18 protein-coding genes are annotated in these 19785 nt (G+C 68.1%); 9 read left to right on the forward strand and 9 right to left on the reverse strand.

All coding sequences use genetic code 11. The features are described from left to right. Nucleotides 1–155 precede the first annotated feature (155 nt). Both GU920_RS03825 and trpS read right to left on the reverse strand, forming a co-directional pair. Complete coding sequence (locus tag GU920_RS03825) at nucleotides 156–1238, reverse strand: hypothetical protein (protein ID WP_161765625.1); 1083 nt, start codon at nucleotides 1236–1238, stop codon at nucleotides 156–158. Nucleotides 1239–1276: 38 nt separating this feature from the next. Continuing rightward, on the reverse strand, nucleotides 1277–2323 hold the full coding sequence (trpS, locus tag GU920_RS03830; RefSeq protein WP_161765626.1) for a tryptophan--tRNA ligase: 1047 nt from the start codon (nucleotides 2321–2323) through the stop codon (nucleotides 1277–1279). Between the two features lie 113 nt (nucleotides 2324–2436). Between trpS and GU920_RS03835 the strand changes: the two genes are divergently transcribed. Further along, nucleotides 2437–3120 (forward strand): rhomboid family intramembrane serine protease, encoded by a 684-nt coding sequence (locus tag GU920_RS03835; protein ID WP_161765627.1) that lies wholly within the window; start codon nucleotides 2437–2439, stop codon nucleotides 3118–3120. Between the two features lie 3 nt (nucleotides 3121–3123). On the opposite strand, the gene murJ is transcribed toward GU920_RS03835, so the two are convergent. The 3 genes from murJ to GU920_RS03850 are packed head-to-tail and all read right to left on the reverse strand — an operon-like array spanning nucleotide 3124 to nucleotide 8647. Then, the gene (gene murJ, locus GU920_RS03840) at nucleotides 3124–4668 is read right to left on the reverse strand and encodes a murein biosynthesis integral membrane protein MurJ (protein WP_161765628.1); all 1545 of its coding nucleotides are present in this window, start codon (nucleotides 4666–4668) and stop codon (nucleotides 3124–3126) included. Nucleotides 4669–4673: 5 nt separating this feature from the next. Continuing rightward, on the reverse strand, nucleotides 4674–7466 hold the full coding sequence (locus GU920_RS03845; RefSeq protein WP_161765629.1) for a [protein-PII] uridylyltransferase: 2793 nt from the start codon (nucleotides 7464–7466) through the stop codon (nucleotides 4674–4676). Nucleotides 7467–7489: 23 nt separating this feature from the next. Next, on the reverse strand, nucleotides 7490–8647 hold the full coding sequence (locus GU920_RS03850) for a penicillin-binding protein activator (protein WP_161765630.1): 1158 nt from the start codon (nucleotides 8645–8647) through the stop codon (nucleotides 7490–7492). A 104-nt stretch (nucleotides 8648–8751) separates the two neighbouring features. On the opposite strand from GU920_RS03850, the gene rsmI reads away from it, so the two are divergent. From rsmI to gshB, 3 genes are all read left to right on the forward strand, one after another. After that, the gene (rsmI, locus tag GU920_RS03855; RefSeq protein WP_161765631.1) at nucleotides 8752–9627 is read left to right on the forward strand and encodes a 16S rRNA (cytidine(1402)-2'-O)-methyltransferase; all 876 of its coding nucleotides are present in this window, start codon (nucleotides 8752–8754) and stop codon (nucleotides 9625–9627) included. Between the two features lie 187 nt (nucleotides 9628–9814). Then, nucleotides 9815–10180: a YraN family protein gene (locus tag GU920_RS03860; RefSeq protein WP_161765632.1), complete on the forward strand. Its 366-nt coding sequence runs from the start codon at nucleotides 9815–9817 to the stop codon at nucleotides 10178–10180. Between the two features lie 123 nt (nucleotides 10181–10303). Continuing rightward, nucleotides 10304–11248, forward strand: coding sequence for a glutathione synthase (gene gshB, locus GU920_RS03865; RefSeq protein ID WP_161765633.1), 945 nt, complete (start codon nucleotides 10304–10306; stop codon nucleotides 11246–11248). Nucleotides 11249–11356: 108 nt separating this feature from the next. Here gshB and GU920_RS03870 read toward each other — a convergent pair whose 3' ends face one another. The 4 genes from GU920_RS03870 to cobU form a co-directional block, all read right to left on the reverse strand. Next, nucleotides 11357–12871: a YifB family Mg chelatase-like AAA ATPase gene (locus tag GU920_RS03870; protein WP_161765634.1), complete on the reverse strand. Its 1515-nt coding sequence runs from the start codon at nucleotides 12869–12871 to the stop codon at nucleotides 11357–11359. Nucleotides 12872–12914: 43 nt separating this feature from the next. After that, the gene (locus GU920_RS03875) at nucleotides 12915–13799 is read right to left on the reverse strand and encodes a glutathione S-transferase (RefSeq protein WP_161765635.1); all 885 of its coding nucleotides are present in this window, start codon (nucleotides 13797–13799) and stop codon (nucleotides 12915–12917) included. 119 nt (nucleotides 13800–13918) lie between these two features. Beyond that, nucleotides 13919–14497 (reverse strand): histidine phosphatase family protein, encoded by a 579-nt coding sequence (locus tag GU920_RS03880; RefSeq protein ID WP_328799241.1) that lies wholly within the window; start codon nucleotides 14495–14497, stop codon nucleotides 13919–13921. After that, on the reverse strand, nucleotides 14494–15039 hold the full coding sequence (cobU, locus tag GU920_RS03885) for a bifunctional adenosylcobinamide kinase/adenosylcobinamide-phosphate guanylyltransferase (RefSeq protein WP_235933052.1): 546 nt from the start codon (nucleotides 15037–15039) through the stop codon (nucleotides 14494–14496). Before cobU ends, GU920_RS03880 begins: the two co-directional genes overlap by 4 nt. A gap of 100 nt (nucleotides 15040–15139) precedes the next feature. On the opposite strand from cobU, the gene GU920_RS03890 reads away from it, so the two are divergent. From GU920_RS03890 to GU920_RS03910, 5 genes are all read left to right on the forward strand, one after another. After that, nucleotides 15140–16018, forward strand: a complete 879-nt coding sequence (locus GU920_RS03890) for an RNA polymerase factor sigma-32 (protein ID WP_161765638.1) — start codon at nucleotides 15140–15142, stop codon at nucleotides 16016–16018. Continuing rightward, a complete protein-coding gene (locus GU920_RS03895) occupies nucleotides 16015–16836 on the forward strand; it encodes a ChaN family lipoprotein (protein WP_235933053.1) in 822 nt (273 codons plus the stop codon). Before GU920_RS03890 ends, GU920_RS03895 begins: the two co-directional genes overlap by 4 nt. A gap of 80 nt (nucleotides 16837–16916) precedes the next feature. Beyond that, complete coding sequence (gene coaBC, locus GU920_RS03900; protein ID WP_161765639.1) at nucleotides 16917–18113, forward strand: bifunctional phosphopantothenoylcysteine decarboxylase/phosphopantothenate--cysteine ligase CoaBC; 1197 nt, start codon at nucleotides 16917–16919, stop codon at nucleotides 18111–18113. Nucleotides 18114–18177: 64 nt separating this feature from the next. Continuing rightward, nucleotides 18178–18645, forward strand: coding sequence for a dUTP diphosphatase (dut, locus tag GU920_RS03905; protein WP_161765640.1), 468 nt, complete (start codon nucleotides 18178–18180; stop codon nucleotides 18643–18645). Further along, a complete protein-coding gene (locus tag GU920_RS03910) occupies nucleotides 18642–19679 on the forward strand; it encodes a HesA/MoeB/ThiF family protein (protein WP_161765641.1) in 1038 nt (345 codons plus the stop codon). Before dut ends, GU920_RS03910 begins: the two co-directional genes overlap by 4 nt. Nucleotides 19680–19785: the final 106 nt, after the last annotated feature.

The following is a 19785-nucleotide window of genomic DNA, read 5'->3' on the forward strand; positions in this document are numbered from 1 at the left end:
TCGGCGGGGGGCGATTTCTGGTGCAGAAATCGCGGCGGAATTTGACGCAAATTCCGATCGCGCGTGGTGCGGGGCGTGGCGCGGTGCTGGCCCCGTGTCGATTGGGTATTTGGGCCAAGATGAAGCCCGCCCGGGTTCCCAGTTAGGGCGCGCTTTCAGGGGTCAGCTGCGGCCCGGATCGCGGCGCGGCGCAGGGCGGCGTAAAGGCGGGTTTGCAGGGCATTGGCGATGAGGACCCCTGCCGACAGGATCAGGCCCATTAGGCCGCCGATGAGCGCAAAAGCCGTGTCAGTGAGGCGGACGGTGGCGCGCAGGAGGCGGGACTTGCCCAGCACCTCGGCCCGGGCGGTGATGCGGGGACCCAGCGCCTCGGCCGCGCGGGCAAGGCGGGTGGCATCGGTCGCGTCATCGACGAGCGGCAGGAGGTGCAGGGCGGTGGTGGTGTCGGTGGCGGCGCGGACGCGTTCGAGATCGGCGGCGATGCTGACGACGGGGGCGAAGGCATCGGCCCGCAGGCTGGCGGCGATATCGTCCATGCTGCCTGCGCGGCGCAGCGCCATCCAATCCACCCCATCGGTCGCGGCGCGGGCAAGCGTGGCGTTGAGGCGCGGCGAGAGGCGACCCATGTTGCGGGCGAGTTTCAGGCCCGACGCCCCGGCCTTGGCCACGAGCGAGGTGCCGCCCGAGGCGACCACGGTGACGGTCGCTCCCAGCCCCACGATGGCGAGGGTGACGTCGATCCGGTCCACCGCTTCGCCGGCCATATAGGCGATGGCGCCGCGCGTGATGGCGGCCATGTCGCCGATGGGGGTGAGGGCGATGGGGGCGTGGCAGAGAAAGACGTTGGACAGCGCGCAGGCCGCCGGATCATAGGCGCAGGCGGCGCAGTTGGCGGCATTGGCGAAGAAGCCTGCATCTTCCGCGCGGGCGGCATCAAAGGCGGCGCGCAGATCGGGGGGAAGGGTCTGGCCACGCTCTTGCGCCAGCGCGTCGAGCGCGTCGAGCGCGATCCAGTTGCGGGGGTCTTCGGCCAGCCGGGCGGCGATGCGGTCGGGGATCGCGGTGGGTGCGAGATCGGCGAGGTGGCGGTCGAGGGTGGCTTCGATTTCCCGCGCGGCGGCGTCGCGATAGGGCGAGAGGGCGGGATCGGCCCAAATGCGCGCCCCGGCATAGAGGGTGAGCGCGAGCGAGACGACGAGCGCCAGCGTTAGGCCCCGCCTGAGCCAGCGCCCGATCATCCGCCCGTCAACCGCCCGCCATCCGCCCGCCCCGGCTGTCAGGTGCGGGGCGCGCGGATCATGCCCACGATATCGTAGACCTGATCGACGATGGGCCGCGCGATGGCCTCGGCCCGGGCGGCGCCTTGGCCGAGGATGCGGTCGATCTCGGCCGGATCCTGCATCAGCCGGTTCATCTCCAGCGTGATCGGTTCCAGCTTGGCCACGGCCAGATCGGCCAGCGCCGGCTTGAATGTGCCGAATTGCGCCCCCGCATAATCGCGGATCACCTGTTCGGCTGTGTGGCCCGCAAGCGCGGCGTAGATATTCACCAGATTGCGCGCCTCGGGCCGGTCCTTCAACCCGTCGAGGCTGTCGGGCAGCGGCTCCGGGTCGGTCTTGGCCTTGCGGATCTTCTTGGCGATGGTGTCGGCATCATCGGTCAGGTTGATGCGCGACTGGTCCGAGGGATCGGATTTCGACATCTTCTTCGTGCCATCGCGCAGGGACATGACGCGGGTGGCGGCGCCTTCGATGACGGGTTCCACCACGGGGAAGAAGTTTACCCCGTAGTCGTTGTTGAACTTGATCGCGATGTCGCGGGTCAGTTCGAGATGCTGTTTCTGATCCTCGCCCACCGGGACATGGGTGGCCTTGTAGGCGAGGATGTCGGCGGCCATTAGGGACGGATAGGCAAAAAGGCCCAGCGAGACGTTTTCGGAATTCTTACCGGCCTTGTCCTTGAACTGGGTCATCCGGCTCATCCAGCCCATGCGGGCGATGCAGTTGAAGATCCAGCCCAGTTCGGCATGGGCCGAAACCTGAGATTGGTTGAAGAGGATGGACCGCGCGGGGTCGATCCCCGCCGCGAGGAAGGCGGCGGCGCCTTCGCGGGTTTGCTGGCGCAGTTTGGCGGGGTCCTGCCAGACGGTGATCGCGTGCATGTCCACCATGCAGTAGATCGTCTCGATCCCTTCGTCCTGCTTTTCGACAAAGCGTTTGAGCGCGCCCAGATAGTTGCCCAGGGTGAGGCCACCCGAGGGCTGGATCCCGGAGAAGATGCGGGGGGCGAAGGAAGCCTGAGGCGTTTGGACCGGCTCGGCCATGATATGCTCCGTCTGGATAAGGTCGGGGTTTCGGCTTAAACCTGCGGCGACGGGGCGTCAATCGACGCCCGCCCCAAGACGTGACGCCACCCCCAGCCGCGAGACGTGACCCGATGCAGGACCGCAATGCGCCGCCCTTGAACCCCCTGCCCATGATCGTCTGGGTGCTGGCGCTGCCGATCATCGCGATGGAGGTGGTGCTGAGCCTTGGCGCGGCGGGGATCGCGGGCGGTCTGGAGGGGGCGGGCTGGCGGCTGGAGGCGCTGGAGCGGTTCGTCTTCTCGCCCCCCCTGATGCGGCAGATGATCGAGGCGGAGGTCTATCCGGCCGAGCATGTGATGCGGCTGGTGAGCTATGTCTTTGTCCATGGCGGGACGACGCATGCGCTGTTCGTGGTGGTGATTCTGCTGGCCCTTGGAAAGATGGTGGGCGAGGTGTTCCGCTGGTGGGCGGTGCTGGTGGTGTTCTTCGGGGCGGCGGTGGCGGGGGCCTTGGCCTTTATGGCGGTGCCGGGGAATGAGGCGCCGTTGTATGGCGGCTATCCGGCGGTCTACGGGTTGATCGGGGGGTTCACCTTCCTGCTCTGGGTCAATCTGGCAGCGGTGGGGGCGAACAAGTACCGGGCGTTTTCGCTGATCGGGTTTCTGCTGGGGATACAGCTTCTGTTCGGGGTGATCTTTGGCGGCGGCCTGGAATGGGTGGCCGATCTGGCGGGGTTTGCGGCGGGGTTCCTGTTGTCATTCGTGGTCAGCCCCGGGGGATGGGGGCGGGTGCTGGCCAAGATCCGGGCGCGGTAGCGATCAGGCTTTGCGGCGCAGGGCGGCGGAGAGGTCGGAGAGGCGGGCCGCGCCGATGGCGAAGGCAGCGGCGGCATAGGTGGCCATGCCCAGCGCGATGAGGGCGGCGAGGGCGGCGTAGCGCCATGTGGGCAGGCCCAGCGCGGGGCCGAGAAGGACCATGCCGCCCCAGAGCGCCGCGCCCATGATCAGGCTTGCGATCAGGATGCGGGGCAGGCGTTTGCGGAAGCGGTCGTCGAAGCGCGCCTCGGGGCCCATGCGGCGGGTGCCGTGCCAGAGCTGGAAGACCATGGTCCAGCCGGCGACGGTGGTGGCAAGGGCCGCGGCGGCGAAGCCGATGACGGGCAGGAGGCCCACGGCGACGGCGACGTTCACCACCATGGACCAGACGGCGAAGCGGAAGGGCGAGCGGGTGTCTTCGCGGGCGTAGTAGAGCGGCTGGAACACCTTGTGCAGCACGAAGGCGGGCAGGCCCGCGCCGTAGATGGCGAGCGCCAGCGCCGTGGCGGCGGTGTCATCGGCCCCGAAGGCCCCGCGTTCGTAGAGGACGGAGCACAGGGGGAGTGCGATCACCACCAGCGCGACGGCGGCGGGGATGGTGAGGAACAGCGCGAACTCGGTGCCACGGTTGAACGAGGCGCGGCCGCCTTCCGCATCGCCCGCGCGCAGGCGGCGGGAGAGATCGGGCAGAAGAACTGTGCCCACGGCGATGGCCACGACGCCGAGGGGAAGCTGATAGAGCCGGTCGGCATAGGAGAGCCAGGCCACCGCCCCTTCGGTGAAGGAGGCGACCTGACGGCCCACCAGCAGGTTCACCTGCACCACGCCGCCCGCCAGCACGGCAGGCGCGGCGATCACGGCGAGGCGTTTGAGTTCTGGCGTGAGTTTGGGCCAGCCCGGCGTGAAGCGGAAGCCCGCGCGATGGGCGGAGACCCAGGTGAAGGCCAGTTGCGCGATGCCGGTGACGGGGACGGTCCAGGCCAGTGTCAGGCCCATGTCCCATTGCAGATGATCGGCCAGCAGCATGGCGGCGATGAACATCAGGTTCATCAGGACAGGGACGAAACTCGCCTCAGTGAAGCGGCCGAAGGCGTTCAGCACGCCCGACAGCAGCGCCACGAGCGAGATGAAGAGGATGTAGACAAAGGAGATGCGCCCGAAAAGGACGGCGAGGTCGAACCGCGCGTCGCCCGCAAAGCCCGAAGCCATGGCCCAGACGAGCCATGGCATGGCCAGCGTGCCGATGACGGAAAACACGATCAGCACGGCAGCAAGGCCGTTGAAGGCATCGCGGGCGAAGCCTTGGGCATCTTCGCCCGCCTCAAGCTTTTTGGCGAACATCGGCACGAAGGCCATGTTGAACGCCCCTTCCGCAAAGAAGCGGCGGAACATGTTGGGCAGCGAGAAGGCCACCAGAAACGCCTCGGCCACCGGGCCTGCGCCCAGATAGGCGGCCATCATCACATCGCGGGCGAAGCCTGCGCCGCGCGACAGGAGCGTCCAGCCCCCGACGGTGAGGATCGACCGGATCAGACGGATCGGTTGCATCTGCCCTAGCCCTGCGCCCGTTCGGCGCCCTCGGTGATCGCCTGCCGCAGCTTTTTCTCGAGCGCTTCCTGCCGGGATTTGGCGTGCAGCTTCAGGCCGAACATGTCTTTCACATAGAAGCTGTCCACCACCTGCGCGCCGAAGGTCGCGATCACGGCGCTGGCGATGTAGATGTTGTTGCCCGCCAGCGTGCGCGTGAGGTCATAAAGCAGGCCGGGACGGTCGCGGGTATCGACCTCGATGATGGTGTAGATGTCGGAGCCTTCGTTGTCGAAAGTGATATGGGTGGGAAAGCGGAATTCCTTTTCGCGCTTTTTCACCTTGTCGCGGTCTTTCAGCGCGTCGCGCGGGACGACCTGCCCCCGCAGCGTCTTTTCGATCATGGATTGCAGGCGCGGCAGGCGCGACACCTCATAGGGCCGCCCATCGGCATCCTGCACCCAGAACACCGCCGTGGCGTAGCCGTCCTTCGACGTGTAGGTGCGCGCGTCCACGACGTTGGCCCCGACCAGCGCCAAGGCGCCCGCAAGGCGCGAGAAGATGCCGGGGTGATCGGCCAGCGCAAAGCAGGCACGGGTGGCATCGCGATCGGGATCGGGATGCAGGTCGATGCGGATATCCGTATCGGGCAGGTCTTTCAGCAGGCGCGCGAAAACTAGATGCGTGTCGGTGGGCAGGCCCTGCCAGTAGGGGGCGTAGTGGCGGCCGGTCTCATGCCGCAGTTCGGCGGCGGGCCAATCGGCGAGGCGTTCGCGCAGGGCGCGCTTTGCCTCATCCTCGCGGTTTTCGCGGTTGAGGGATTCGAGCCCTGCTTCCAGCGCCTCGACTGTCAGGCCATAGAGGCGGCGCAGGAGCATGGCCTTCCAGTTGTTCCATGTCCCCGGCCCGACGCCCCGGATATCGCAGACCGTGAGGACGGTCAGAAGATCCAGCCTTTTGCGTGATTTCACCGCCTTGGCGAAATCGCGCACCGTGCGGGGATCGCCGATATCGCGTTTCTGCGCGGTGTCGGACATCAGCAGGTGGTTGCGCACCAGCCATTCGACGGTTTCGGTTTCCTCGGCCGTCAGGCCAAGGCGCGGGCAGACGCGGCGGGCGATCTGCGCGCCAAGGATCGAATGATCCTCGGGCCGGCCTTTGCCGATGTCGTGCAGGAAGAGCGCGACATAGATCACCTTGCGGTTCACCCCGCTTTCGAGGATGCGCGAGGCGACGGGAAGCTCTTCCTCCAGTTCGCGGCGTTCGATCTGGGCGAGGATCGAGATGCACTGGATGATGTGTTCGTCCACCGTGTAATGGTGGTAGAAGTTGAACTGCATCATCGCGACGACGGGTTCAAATTCCGGGATGAAGGCGGCGAGCACGCCCAGTTCGTTCATCCGGCGCAGGGCGCGTTCGGGATTGCCGTGTTTCAGCAGAAGGTCGAGGAAGATCTGCACCGCCTCGGGGTCGGACTGCATGTCTTCGTCGATCAGGTCGAGCCGGGTGGTGATCTGGCGCATCACATCGGGATGCAGCAGATAGCCGGTGCGCAGCGCCTCTTCGAACACGCGCAGGATGTTGAGCTTGTCGCGGAAGAAGCTGGCGGGATCGGTCAGGTCGAGCCGCCCCTGCACCAGCTTGTAGCCGGGTTTCACCCGTTTGGTGCGGCGGAAGATGCCCAGAAGGCTGGCCTCGGGCTTGGCGTGGCGGGCCTCAAGCTGGGTGAGGAAGACGCGGGTCAACTCGCCCACGCGGGTGGCGTGGCGGAAGTAGTCCTGCATGAAATGTTCGACGCCGCGCCTGCCGCCCCGGTCGGTATAGCCCATGCGGGCGGCCACCTCGACCTGCAGGTCGAAGGTCAGCTGGTCCATGGCGCGGCCGGTGATGTGGTGCAGGTGGCAGCGGGCGGCCCAGAGGAAATCTTCGGCGCGGGTGAAGATGTCGTATTCTTCGCGCGTCAACAGACCGGCGGCGACCAGACCTTCGGCATCGGCCACGCGGTTGAGGTATTTGCCGATCCAGTAGAGCGTCTGCAGATCGCGCAGGCCGCCCTTGCCCTCTTTCACGTTGGGTTCGAGGACATAGCGCTGGCCACCCTGCCGTTTGTGCCGGTCGGCGCGTTCGCGGAGCTTGGCGTCGATGAATTCGGGGCCGGTGTTGCGGAAGAGATCGCCCCAGAGCCTGTCACCCAGTTCGGTGGCCAGCGGTTCGTATCCGGCGATAAAGCGGTGCTCCAGCAGGGCGGTGCGGATGGTGATATCCTCGCGCCCCATGCGGAGGCAGTCCTTCACCGTGCGCGAGGCGTGGCCCACCTTCAGCTTCAGGTCCCACAGCATGTAGAGCAGGGATTCGATGACCGATTCCGCCCAAGGCGTGACCTTCCACGGGGTGAGGAAGAGGAGATCCACATCGGAATGGGGCGCCATCTCGGCCCGGCCATAGCCGCCCACGGCGAGGACGGCCATGCGTTCGGCCTCGGTCGGGTTGGACAGCGGGTGGAGGATGTGGCGGGCGATGTCGAAGGCGGTGGCGACAAGGCCATCGGTCAGGTGGGCCTGCGCGCGCACAAGGGCGCGGGCGTCATGCGGGCGGGCGGTGAAGGCGGTGGCAAGCGCGGCGTTGCCGCGGGCGCGCGCCTCGGCCAGATGGCGGACGACGGTGGCGCGGGCGGTGCGCGGATCCTCGCCCGGGGTGAGATCGGCGCGGATGGCTGCGTACAGGGCGGGCAGGTCGATGATCGCCGCCCCCGGCAGGATCATGCCGGGGGGATCTGGGGGAAGCGGGGTATCCGGGGGGGCCAGCGCGGCCTTGGTCATGGCGGGCGGGCCTGCGTGCGGCGTCAGAAGCCCGCGCCGCCGAAGCTGCGCGGCGCCGGGTCGATCAGGGTGACGGCGTTGTTCTGGATGCGCGCAATGGCAAGGCCGCGTTCGTTCGTGCCGTCGCTGCGCAGGCGGAAGACGCCGTTTACGCCCACGAAGCCCGCGCCCTGCGTCAGCGAGGCGCTGTCCATCCCGCGGCCCTGCTTGGCCAGCGCGCCGATGGCGGCGATGCCGTCATAGGCGATGGCGGAAACGGGGTGGGGCTGTTCGCCGAAAGCCGCCTGATAGCGCGCCTGATATTGCGCGAAGAGCGCCGGGTCAGGCATGGCGAAGATGCCGCCTTGGACGCCGGGCAGCGACAGCGTGGCGGCGGGGATGTCCCAGCGGGTGAGGCCCACATATTGCACGGTGGTCGGGTTGACGCCGTTTTCCGACAGAAGCTGCGTGACCAGCGGCAGCGCGCCTGCCGTATCGGCGGTCAGGAAGACCGCCTGCGCGCCCGAGGATTTGGCCTGCGCGGCGATGGTCGGGATCGCCTGCACGATGCCGTTTTGCGAGAATTCGTAAGATCCGGTGGCCACCACGCTGCCGCCGGCGGCGGCGACGCCCTGCTGGATGGCCGCGCGCCCCGCCTCGCCCTGTGCGTTGCGGTCATGCACGATCATGATGTTCGACTGCCCGTTGCGCACGGCATAGCTGGCCAGACGGCGGGCGGTGTTGTCGAAGGTGGGGCCGAGGACAAAGACATTGGCCCCGGCAATGGCGGGGTTGTTGGACAGGGACAGCACGTTCACGCCCGCCGCCGCCACGGCGACCCCGGCGGCATTGGCCTCTTCGGCGAAGACGGGGCCGAGGATGACGGTCGCCCCTTCCGCCACCGCGCGCTGCGCGGCAGCGCTGGCCTGTGCGGGCTGGCCGCTGGTGGGATAGACCCGCAGGTCGATCTGCACGCCGCCCAGATCAGAGATCGCAAGGCGCGCGGCATTCTCGATCGACCGGGCCAGCAGCTGATCGCTGGCCTGCCCTGACCCCGAGGGGACGAGCAGCGCCACAGGCACCGCGTTGCCCTGCGGCACGGTGGTGCCGACGGTCGGCTGACAGGCGGCAAGGACGACCGCAGACAGGGCAATAACGGCCTGGCCCAGCGACTTGCGGGCGGTGCGCAAAACAGAGAACATGCGGTTTCCTCACTCCTTGGTCGCAGCGGCACATGCCACGCTGAAATCGGGCTTCAACCTAAGGGGTTCCGGGGGGGAAGTAAACTTGTCAGGGAGCCGCGCGCATGCCTTCGCCCAATCCGGCCTGGGAGACAAAGCCGCTGGCGGCGGGTCTCTACCTTGTCGCCACGCCGATCGGCACGGCGCGCGACATCACGCTGCGCGCGCTCGACATCCTCGCTTCGGCCGATGTGCTGGCGGCCGAGGACACGCGCACGCTGCGCCACCTGATGGAGATCCACGGCATCCCGCTGAACGGCCGCCCGGTGATCCCCTGCCACGACCATAACGAGGCCGCCGCGTCCCCGCGGCTCTTGCGCGCGGTGGCCGAGGGGAAATCGGTCGCCTATGCGTCGGAAGCCGGGACGCCGCTGGTGTCGGACCCGGGCTTCGTGATCGCGCGGGCGGCGGTGGCAGAGGGGCTCCCGGTGCTGGCAGCGCCCGGGGCTTCGGCCGTGCTCTGCGCGCTGGCGGTGGCGGGGCTGCCGTCCGACCGGTTCCATTTCGCAGGCTTTCCCCCGGCCACCCACGCCGCCCGCCTGCGGTTTCTGGAAGAGTTGCGCGCGGTGCAGGCCACGCTCATCCTCTATGAATCCCCCCGCCGTCTCGCGGCGCTGCTGGCCGATGCGGCCAGGGTTCTGGGCGCGGATCGCGCGGCCGCGATCTGCCGCGAACTGACCAAGCGGCATGAAGAGGTGACACGCGCGCCGCTCGGACAGTTGGCCCAGTCCCACGCCCAAGCCGAGGTGAAGGGCGAGGTGGTGGTGGTCATCGACCGCGCCGCGCCAGCGCAAGCAGACAGCGCGACGTGGACTGACGCGCTTGACCAGGCGCTGCTCACGCTGTCGGTCAAGGATGCCGCAGCCATGGTGGCCGAAGCCTACGGCCTGCCACGGCGGGACGTCTATCAGGTGGCCCTCGAGAAAGGGAAAGGGCGTTAGGGGAATCTTCGCTTTTCTGGGGGAGAGTGGCGAAGGTTTTCGACAAAGGGGCCGGGCGATGAGCAGATGGCAGGGGCAGGCCGGGACAGCACGCGCTTTGGCAGGGCGGGCGGTGGCAGGGCGAGCGGCAGCTGGGGTTGTGGCGGCCGGGGTTGTGGCGGCTGGACCGCCTCGATCAGCGGTTGCAATGGTTAAGGCGCGGCGGGGCCAACGGTCGCATCTGTCGGGGCTTGCGGCAGAAGATCAGGTTGCCCGGGCCTATGCCCGCGAAGGCATGCCCGTCTGCGCCCGACGCTGGCGCGGCAGCGCGGGAGAGATCGACATCGTGGCACGGGACGGCGCGACGGTCGTCTTCATCGAAGTGAAGCAGAGCCGGACGCATGATGAGGCGGCGTCGCATCTGTCTGCCTTTCAGATGCAGCGCATCTGGGACGCTGGATGCGAATTCCTGGCCGGGGAGCCGCGGGGTTGCCTGACCGAGGTTCGCATTGATCTGGCGCTGGTCGATGGACAGGGTCGGATCGAGATCCTGCGCAACGTCTATGCTGCGTGACGGCGCGGTGATCCGGGGCACCGGGCGGGCTCTGATCAAGGGGATGTGACCGATCGGCGGCGCGATTTGCATCCCGCGCGGGGAGGTGCGATCAAGGGGCGCAAGGACAAGCCGGAGTGACCCATGCGCCTGAAGATCGCCCTGCAGATGGATCCGATTGGATCGGTCAACATCAACGCCGATTCGACCTTTCGCATCGCACTGGAAGCGCAGGCACGCGGACACTCCCTGTTCTTCTACACGCCGGACCGGCTGGCCTTTGTCGAGGGGCGGGTGATGGCGCGGGGCTGGCCGATCGAGTTGCGCCGCGAGGTGGGCAATCACGTGACCTACGGACCCGAGGAAGAGGTGGATCTGGCGGAATTCGACGTGGTCTGGCTGCGGCAGGATCCGCCTTTCGACATGGGCTATATCACGACGACGCATCTACTGGAACTGATCCACCCCCGCACGCTGGTGGTGAACGATCCGTTCTGGGTGCGCAACTACCCCGAGAAACTGCTGGTGCTGCGCTTCCCGGACCTGACGCCGCCCACGGCCATCGCGCGGGATCTGGCCACCATCCGCGCCTTCAAGGCGCGGCATGGCGACATCATCCTGAAGCCGCTTTACGGGAACGGGGGTGCGGGGGTGTTCCGGCTGGACGCGAATGACCGCAACCTCGCCTCGCTGCATGAGATGTTCACGGGCATGAACCGCGAGCCGCTGATCGTGCAGAAGTTCCTGCCGGCGGTGGAGAAGGGTGACAAGCGGGTGATCCTTGTGGATGGCGAGCCCATCGGGGCGATCAACCGGGTGCCGCAGGCGGGGGAGACACGGTCCAACATGCACGCGGGCGGGCGGCCGGAAAAGATCGGGCTGACGGAGCGGGACCGCGAGATCTGTGCGCGAATCGGGCCGCTGCTGCGCGAGAAGGGGCAGGTCTTCGTGGGCATCGACGTGATCGGCGACTGGCTGACCGAGATCAATGTCACCTCTCCCACCGGGTTGCAGGAGTTGGAGCGCTTCGACGGCACCAATGGTGCCGCCCGCATCTGGGAGGCGATCGAAGCCAAGCGGGCCGGTTGACGCGAATTTCCTTCGAAAATTCGACCCCGCCTGCGGCGGGGCTTTCCCCGGCCGGACGGGCTGCGCAGAATTTTCGAAGGAAATTCTTGGCGCTAGCCCCTTTCACCGTCACCCCTTCGCACCGACCACGAGGCGATAGCCCACCGCCTCGGCCACATGGGGGCGACGGACCGCTTCGCTGCCATCCAGATCGGCGATGGTGCGGGCCACGCGCAGGATGCGGTGATAGCCGCGCGCGGTGAGGCCGAAGCGTTCCGCCGCGCGGGCGAGGAAATCGCGCCCCTCGGCATCAGGGCTGGCGGTTTCCTCCAGCAGTTTGCCCTCCATGTCGGCATTGGCGCGCAGGGCCGGGTTGCCCTTGAAGCGGGCGGTCTGGCGGGCGCGGGCGGCGGCAACACGTGCGGCGACGGTGGCAGAGCTGTCGCCGGTCGGGGGCAGGTCGAGATCCTGCCAGGCCACGGGGGGCGCTTCGACCCGCAGGTCGAAGCGGTCCATCAGGGGGCCCGAGATGCGGCCCAGATAATCCTCGCCGCAGATCGGGGCCTTGGTGCAGGCGCGGGAGGGATCGGTGAGATAGCCGCATTTGCAGGGGTTGGCGGCGGCGATCAGCAGGAAGCGGCAGGGATAGCGAATATGGGCATTGGCCCGGGCGACGACGACCTCGCCCGTCTCGATCGGTTGGCGCAGGGTTTCGAGCACGGGGCGCGCGAATTCGGGAAATTCGTCGAGGAACAGCACGCCGTTATGGGCGAGGCTGATCTCGCCCGGTTTGGCGCCCTTGCCGCCGCCGACGATGGCCGCCATCGACGCGGTGTGGTGGGGTTCGCGGAAGGGCCGGGTGCGCGAGATGCCGCCTTCGCTGATCAGGCCCGCGAGCGAGTGGATCATCGAGGTTTCCAGCGCCTCGGCCGCCGAAAGGGGCGGCAGGATGCCGGGCAGGCGGGCCGCGAGCATGGATTTGCCCGAGCCGGGAGTGCCGATCATCAGCATGTGGTGGCGGCCTGCAGCGGCAATCTCCAGCGCGCGCTTGGCGCGTTCCTGCCCCTTGACCTCGCGCAGGTCGCGGGGGGTGGGGTCGGTGGTGACTTCGCCCGCTTCGGCGGGGGTGAGCGCGATCTGGCCGGTGTAATGACGCACGACCTCATCCAGCGAGGTGGCGGCGATGACCTGCACGGCGTCGACCCAGGCCGCCTCTGGCCCCGAGGCACGGGGGCAGAGGAGGGTGCGATCCTCTTCGGCGGCGGCCATGGCGGCGGGCAGCGCGCCCGCGACCGGGATCAGCCGCCCGTCGAGCGACAACTCGCCGAGCGCGACGGTGGCCTCCACCGCGTCCTTGGGCAGGATGTCGAGCGCGGCGAGCAGCGCGAGCGCGATGGGCAGGTCGAAATGCGAACCTTCCTTGGGCAGGTCGGCGGGCGAGAGGTTGACGATGATCCGGCGCGAGGGCAGCGCGATGGAGAGGGCGGAAAGTGCGGCGCGGACGCGTTCCTTCGCTTCGGACACCGCCTTGTCGGGCAGGCCCACCACGCCGAAATAGGGCATGCCGGGGGCGACGGCGCATTGCACCTCGACCATGCGCGCCTCGACCCCTTCGAAGGCCACCGTGAAGGCCCGTGCCAGCATGCCACCCCTGCCCTTTCACTGGCAGGGGTAGCGCGGGAATGGTTTACGAACGGTAAAGGGCCATGAAGGCGGGCCAGGCTTCCGGATCGGCGACCGTCTTGTCGCGGCAGAAGGCGTTGCAGAAACCGAAGCGGCGGCCGTCCAGTTCCAGCGCATGGGTGACGGGCGTGCCGGAATAGGGGCAGGTGGCGTTTTCTGTATCCAGACCGTCCACCGCCCTTGCGGGCAGGGGGGCGGGGCCGGGCCAGGGCCGGGTGGGATAGTCGCGGCGATAGTAGTCCTGATCTGCGCCGTCGATCAGGCCCATCGCGCGCCAGCGGCGGAAGGAGGGGTGGGCGAGGTGCGCCTGCACATAGGCCATGGCGGCGGGGGTGACAGGCAGGTTGTAGGTGGCGATGCGGGTGGCGACCGGGGCGAACATCGCATCGGCCACGGAATAGGCCCCGCAGAGCCACGGGGTCTGGCTGCCGGTTTCCGACCGGGTCTCTGATCGCGCCCATGACCAGATCACGTCAAGCCGGGCGAGATCGGCCAGCACCTGCTCTGTCGGGGCGCAATCGCTATAGCTGACGCGCAGGTTCATCGGGCAGTGGTTGCGAAGCGCGGTGAAACCGGCATGCATCTCGGCCGCCACCGCGCGGGCGATGGCGCGGGCCTTCGGATCGGCGGGCCAGAGCCCGGCCTCGGGGTGGCGGGTGGCGAGTTCCTCGGCAATCGCGATGGTTTCGGGGACGACCGCGCCTTCGGGCGTGCGCATGGTGGGGGCGGTGCGGGCGGGGTGGAACTGCCTGAGCAGGGTGGGCAGTTCATCGGTATAGAGCCGCGCGCGGTGCAGCGTGACCGGAATCCCGAAGGCATCGAAAAAGAGCCAGCCGCGCAAGCTCCACGAGGAATAGGCGCGGTCGCCGATCACGAGGTCATAGGTCATCCGGGTATCCTGTCCGCTGTCTGGGCCGTTCGGGGCGGCCGCTTGGTGTTTTGGGGGTCGTGGTGACAGGTTAGGTCAGCCCTGCTGTCCTGCCAATGCGTGTTTTGTGCGGTGGCGCATCACGGAAGGTGATTGATCGCGCCGAGGTTCCAGCCCGTGGCGTGGCGGTCGATCCGGGTGACGGAAAGGTTGTCGATGCGATGCGCAAAGACATCCAAGGGCGCGCTGCCCATGGCGCGCTGAAGCTGTGTCAGGATGGCGCCGTAATGGGCGACGAGGATGATGTCGCGCCCCGGATGGGCGGCGATCAGGGCATCGGCCGCCGCGCTGACACGGGCCGCGGCGGCGTTCCAGCTTTCGCCGCCGGGCGGGGCGTGGTGGCCCGGCTCTTCCCAATAGGCGCGCGACAGCTTGGGGTGGCTCTGGGCGACCGTATCCCAAGGCTGGCCATCCCATTCCCCGAAGTGCAATTCACGCAGGCCGGGGTGATGGGGCAGCCGCTGGCGACCATGGGCCAGCGCATCGGCGGTGGCCGTGGCGCGGATCAGGTCGGAGGAGACGAGAAGCGCGCCTTGCGGCAGATGCGCGTTCAATCGGGCCAGCGCGGCGGTATCGGACAGATCGGCCGGCACGTCGCGCCAGCCGACCATCGTCTTTTCATGGGTGGGGCCGTGGCGCACCCACCAGAGGCGTGTCACATCCATGCGGGCAGCCGCCCCTTGAGCACCATGGGCAGCCCGGCCATCACGCCGATGACCAGCCCCGCCTGCCCCGCCAGCCGCTGGTTCAGCCGCCCCTGCGCATCGCGGAAGCGACGGGCAAGCGCGTTGTCGGGAACGATGCCCCAACCCACCTCGTTCGACACGATGACGACTGGGGCGCGGCAGGCGGCCAGCGCGGCCAGAAGGGCCGTGGCCTCGGCATCAAGGTCATGTTCGGCCAGAAGGTGGTTGGTCAGCCACAGGGTGGCGCAGTCGATCAGCACCACCTCGCCCTGCCCTGCCCCGGCCAAGGCGGCAGGCAGATCAAGCGGCGCCTCGACCGTTTCCCAACCCGCGCCGCGATCCGCGCGATGGGCGGCGATGCGGGCGCGCATCTCATCATCCCAGGCTTCGGCGGTGGCGATGTAGCGTCGGGGGCGGCCGGTGCCGGTGACCAGCCGTTCGGCCAAGCCGGATTTGCCGGATCGGGCGCCGCCGATCACCAGCGAGAGGTCGGGAAGGGTGAGGTCGGGAAGCAAGAAAATTTCGTCCCAGAATGATCCAATCGCGAATGCGCCCCGTATCACCCTTGAAAAAGGCAGAAAATGCCTAAGCGCGTTGTCTGACTGGGGGTTTATCATGGCGCTCGACGGATATAACGACCAAACGATGTCCCGCCAAGCGATGCGGGCGGAACTTCTGGATGCAGAGACGGAGCTTCGGCTGGCCTATGCGTGGCGCGACCAGCGCGACGAACAGGCGCTGCATCGGCTGGTGACGGCCTATATGCGGCTGGCGATCAGCATGGCGGCCAAGTTCCGGCGCTATGGCGCGCCGATGAATGACCTGATCCAGGAGGCGAGCCTTGGCCTGATGAAGGCGGCGGACAAGTTCGATCCCGATCGCGGGGTGCGGTTCTCCACCTATGCGGTGTGGTGGATCAAGGCATCCATTCAGGATTACGTGATGCGGAACTGGTCGATGGTGCGGACCGGATCCACCAGCAGCCAGAAGGCGCTGTTCTTCAACCTGCGCCGCGTGCAGGCCAAGCTGGAGCGTGAGGCCGCCCAGCGGGGCGAGACGCTGGATCAGTTCCAGCTGCGCCAGTTGGTCGCGACCGAAGTCGGCGTGTCGCTGGCCGATGTGGAGATGATGGAAGGGCGGCTGTCGGGGTCTGACTTTTCGCTGAACGCGGCGCAATCGTCGGATGAGGACGGGCGCGAATGGATCGACGCGCTGGAAGATGACGGCCCGCAGGCGGCGGAATCGGTGGAAGTGGCGCATGATGCCGAACAGCTGCGCCGCTGGCTGGTGACGGCGATGGCGGCGCTGAACCCGCGCGAACGCTATATCGTGGCCGAGCGCAAGCTGAAGGATGAGGCACGCACGCTGGAAAGCCTTGGCGAAGAGCTGGGCCTGTCGAAAGAGCGGGTGCGTCAGTTGGAAGCGGCGGCCTTTGCCAAGATGCGCCGCAGCCTTGAACAGCAGTCGCGCGAGGTGGCGTCGCTGCTTTCATGATGCGATGCCTGGTTCCTGCCGTGCTGTCGCTGTGCCTGTGCGGGGCGGCAGCAGCGCGCGAGATCGGGCCGGAGGCGCTCGACTCCCTGCCTGATGTGGATGTGGTCGTGCTGGGCGAGGTGCATGACAACCCCGCCCATCACCGCCATCAGGCGCGCGCGCTGCGGGCGATTGAACCCGCCGCCGTGGTGTTCGAGATGCTGCAACCTCAGCATGTGGCCGCCCTGCCCGAGGACCTGACCGATGCCGCAGCGGTAGAGGCCGCGACGGAATGGGAGGCGCGGGGCTGGCCGGATTTCGCGATGTATCATCCGCTGTTCACCGCATCGCCCGGCGCGCGAATCTATGCGGGGGATGTGCCGCGGTCCATCGTGACGATGGCGCTGCGCGACGGGGCGGCGGCGGCCTTCGGGCAGGAGGCCGCGCGCTATGGCCTGACCACGCCCTATCCCGATGCCGTGCAGGCCGAGAGGGAGGCCGACCTTTTGGCCGCGCATTGCTATGCCCTGCCGGCCGAGGCGATGGGCGGCATGGTGGAGGCGCAGCGCCTGCGCGATGCGGTGCTGGCGCAGGCGGCGCTGAAGGCGCTGGCGGAAACGGGCGGGCCGGTGGCGGTGATCACCGGGGTGGAACATGCGCGCACCGATGTGGGCGTGCCTGCGCTGATCCGGCAGGCGCAGCCGGGTGTGACGGTCCTTTCCATCGGGCAGCTGGAGCGGGTGCCCACGGGCCGCCCGCCGCATCACCTGTGGATCGTGACGGAAGGCGTGGCCGACAGGGGCGATCCCTGCGCGGCCTTCGGTTCGACTGAAGGGTGATATCCTGCAGGGTGATGCCCGGTTGAGTTTGCGCGCCCACCCCCCTACACCAAGGGGAACGGGACAAGCGGAGCCTTCCGATGCTGGCCGACAAGCGCATCCTTCTGATCATCGGGGGCGGCATCGCCGCCTACAAGGCGTTGGAACTGATCCGGCTCTTGCGCAAGGAGGGCGCGGCGGTGACGCCCGTGCTGACGCGGGCGGGGGCAGAGTTCGTGACGCCGCTTTCCGTTTCGGCGCTGGCGGGGGAAAAGGTCTATACGCAGCTCTTCGATCTGACGGATGAGGCCGAGATGGGCCATATCCAGTTGTCGCGCGTGGCTGACCTGCTGGTGGTGGCACCCGCGACGGCGGATCTAATGGCCAAGATAGCGCAGGGGCGGGCGGATGATCTGGCCTCTACCCTGCTCTTGGCGACCGACACGCCGGTGATGGTGGCGCCTGCGATGAACGTGCGGATGTGGCAGCACCCGGCGACGCAGCGCAACATCGCAACGCTGCGGGGGGATGGCGTGCGCCTTGTCGGCCCGGATGAGGGCGAAATGGCCTGCGGCGAATACGGGCCGGGGCGGATGGCGGAACCCGCGGCGATCCTCGACGCGATCCGGGGCGCGCTGGCGGCGGGGCCGCTCATGGGCAAGCATGTGCTGGTGACGTCGGGGCCGACGCATGAACCGATTGATCCGGTGCGCTATATCGCCAACCGGTCATCCGGCGCGCAGGGCACGGCCGTGGCGGCGGCCTTGCGCGATCTGGGCGCGCGGGTGACCTTCGTGACCGGGCCTGCCAGCGTGCCGCCCCCGCAGGGTGTGCAGGTGGTGCGTGTGGACACCGCGCGCGAGATGCTGGCGGCGGTCGAGGCCGCGCTGCCCGCGGATGCCGCCGTGATGGCGGCGGCGGTGGCCGATTGGCGGGTGGCCGAGGAATCGCATAGCAAGATCAAGAAGGTGGCCGGGGCGGCGGCGCCGTCGCTGCGCTTTGCGGAAAACCCCGATATCCTGAAATCGGTCGCGCAATCGCCCGATCGGCGCCCCCGGCTTGTGGTGGGGTTCGCGGCGGAAACCGATGACGTGCTGGCCCATGCGCAGGCCAAGCTGGCGCGCAAGGGGTGTGACTGGATCGTAGCGAATGACGTATCGCCCGGAACCGGGATCATGGGCGGGGCCGAGAACGCGATCACGCTGATCTCGGCCACTGGGGCGGAGCCTTGGCCGCGCCTGCCGAAGGATGAGGTGGCGCGGCGGCTGGCCCTGCGGATTGCCGGGGCGCTGGCGTGACGTCAAAATTCTTCGAAGAATTTTGCAAGAATTTTCGAAAAATTCTTGGGTGAAGGAGGGATGAATGACGCCGGTGCTGAAGATCCTGTGGGAGGACTGGGCGGACCGCGCGCTGGGTCTGCCGGCCTATGAAACCCCGGGGGCGGCGGGGGCGGACCTGCGGGCCAATCTGCCGGCCGAACAGCGGGCGGCGGGCTTTACGCTGGCGCCGATGCAGCGGGCGATCGTGCCCACCGGCCTGCGGGTGGAGATTCCGCGCGGGTTCGAGATGCAGATCCGGCCCCGGTCGGGCCTCGCGTTGAAGCACGGGATCACCCTGCCCAACACGCCCGGCACCATCGACAGCGATTATCGCGGCCCCCTGGGCGTGGCGCTGGTCAACCTCGGGGATGCGCCCTATGTGATCGGGCATGGCGACAGGGTGGCGCAGATGATCGTAGCCCCGGTGATTCAGGTGGAATTTCAGGTGGTTGACAGCCTTACGGAAACGGCGCGGGGCGAGGGCGGGTTCGGCTCGACGGGGACGAGATGATCCTTGTCCTTGCGATGGCGGGGGCGCTCTGGGGGATCGGGGCGCTGATGAAGGTGCCTGCCTCGGTGCGGTTCACGATGCTGGCGCTTTTGTGGGCGGCGGTGGTGGGGCTGCATCTGGCGCTCCCGCAGGGGCATCCGCTGCGCGAGGCGACGGGGGGCGAGCCGCAGGGATGGGTGGCGCTGGGGTTCATCGCGGCCTTGGCGCTGGCCTATCGGGTGATGTTGCGGCGGCTGCGCGCGCGGGCGAGCCCGGCTGTGGCAGAGGCGCCTTCTGGCGCGTTCCGCCCGGCGGAGCTGGACCGCTATGCCCGGCATATCATGCTGCGCGAGATCGGCGGGCCGGGGCAGAGAAAGCTGAAGGATGCCAAGGTCTTGGTGATCGGGGCCGGGGGCCTTGGGTCGCCCGCGCTGTTCTATCTCGCGGGGGCGGGGGTGGGCACGCTGGGCTTTGTCGATGACGATATGGTGGACGGGTCGAACCTGCAGCGCCAGATCATCCACGCCGACCAGCGGATCGGGATGCCCAAGGTATTTTCGGCGGAAATCGCGCTGCGGGCGCTGAACCCGTTCATCGCGCTGCGCCCCTATAACCGGCGGCTGGACGAGGCCACGGCGCGGGCGCTGTTTGCCGACTATGACCTTATCCTTGACGGGACTGACAATTTCGACACCCGCTATATGGTGAACCGGCTGGCGGTCGAGGCGGGCAAGCCGTTGATTTCCGGCGCGATCACGCAATGGGAGGGGCAGCTTTCGCTGTTCGATCCAGCGCGGGGGGGGCCGTGCTATGAATGTGTGTTCCCCACCCGCCCCGCCCCCGGCATGGTGCCCAGCTGCGCCGAGGCCGGGGTAGCCGCGCCCCTGCCCGGCGTGATCGGCGCGATGATGGCGACGGAAGCGGTCAAGCAGATCACAGATGCGGGCGAAGGCCTGCGGGGGCGGCTGATGATCCACGACGCGCTTTATGCCGAGACGCGGGTGATCGGGGTCGCGCGCCGGGCGGATTGCCCGGTCTGCGGCGCAAGGGGTTGAGAACGCAGCCTTAATGGCGACCGGCACGGGATAGCGGGGGTGCAGGGACGCGTGCCGCCACGCGTGCAGACAGGCGTATGCCCGCGCGGGGGGAAAAACTTGCGTT

Origin of the sequence: Paragemmobacter ruber (assembly GCF_009908315.1) — a bacterium.
Taxonomy (GTDB): domain Bacteria; phylum Pseudomonadota; class Alphaproteobacteria; order Rhodobacterales; family Rhodobacteraceae; genus Paragemmobacter; species Paragemmobacter ruber.

Bases quoted from the DNA above. Each gene is read 5' to 3' on its own strand.
- GU920_RS03850 (WP_161765630.1), bottom strand. From the start codon at position 8,647: ATGTTCTCTGTTTTGCGCACCGCCCGCAAGTCGCTGGGCCAGGCCGTT.
- GU920_RS03860 (WP_161765632.1), top strand. From the start codon at position 9,815: ATGGTTAAGGCGCGGCGGGGCCAACGGTCGCATCTGTCGGGGCTTGCG.
- GU920_RS03835 (WP_161765627.1), top strand. From the start codon at position 2,437: ATGCAGGACCGCAATGCGCCGCCCTTGAACCCCCTGCCCATGATCGTC.
- GU920_RS03895 (WP_235933053.1), top strand. From the start codon at position 16,015: ATGATGCGATGCCTGGTTCCTGCCGTGCTGTCGCTGTGCCTGTGCGGG.
- murJ (WP_161765628.1), bottom strand. From the start codon at position 4,668: ATGCAACCGATCCGTCTGATCCGGTCGATCCTCACCGTCGGGGGCTGG.
- trpS (WP_161765626.1), bottom strand. From the start codon at position 2,323: ATGGCCGAGCCGGTCCAAACGCCTCAGGCTTCCTTCGCCCCCCGCATC.
- GU920_RS03845 (WP_161765629.1), bottom strand. From the start codon at position 7,466: ATGACCAAGGCCGCGCTGGCCCCCCCGGATACCCCGCTTCCCCCAGAT.
- GU920_RS03910 (WP_161765641.1), top strand. From the start codon at position 18,642: ATGATCCTTGTCCTTGCGATGGCGGGGGCGCTCTGGGGGATCGGGGCG.
- gshB (WP_161765633.1), top strand. From the start codon at position 10,304: ATGCGCCTGAAGATCGCCCTGCAGATGGATCCGATTGGATCGGTCAAC.
- rsmI (WP_161765631.1), top strand. From the start codon at position 8,752: ATGCCTTCGCCCAATCCGGCCTGGGAGACAAAGCCGCTGGCGGCGGGT.
- GU920_RS03870 (WP_161765634.1), bottom strand. From the start codon at position 12,871: ATGCTGGCACGGGCCTTCACGGTGGCCTTCGAAGGGGTCGAGGCGCGC.
- GU920_RS03890 (WP_161765638.1), top strand. From the start codon at position 15,140: ATGGCGCTCGACGGATATAACGACCAAACGATGTCCCGCCAAGCGATG.
- GU920_RS03825 (WP_161765625.1), bottom strand. From the start codon at position 1,238: ATGATCGGGCGCTGGCTCAGGCGGGGCCTAACGCTGGCGCTCGTCGTC.
- dut (WP_161765640.1), top strand. From the start codon at position 18,178: ATGACGCCGGTGCTGAAGATCCTGTGGGAGGACTGGGCGGACCGCGCG.
- coaBC (WP_161765639.1), top strand. From the start codon at position 16,917: ATGCTGGCCGACAAGCGCATCCTTCTGATCATCGGGGGCGGCATCGCC.
- GU920_RS03875 (WP_161765635.1), bottom strand. From the start codon at position 13,799: ATGACCTATGACCTCGTGATCGGCGACCGCGCCTATTCCTCGTGGAGC.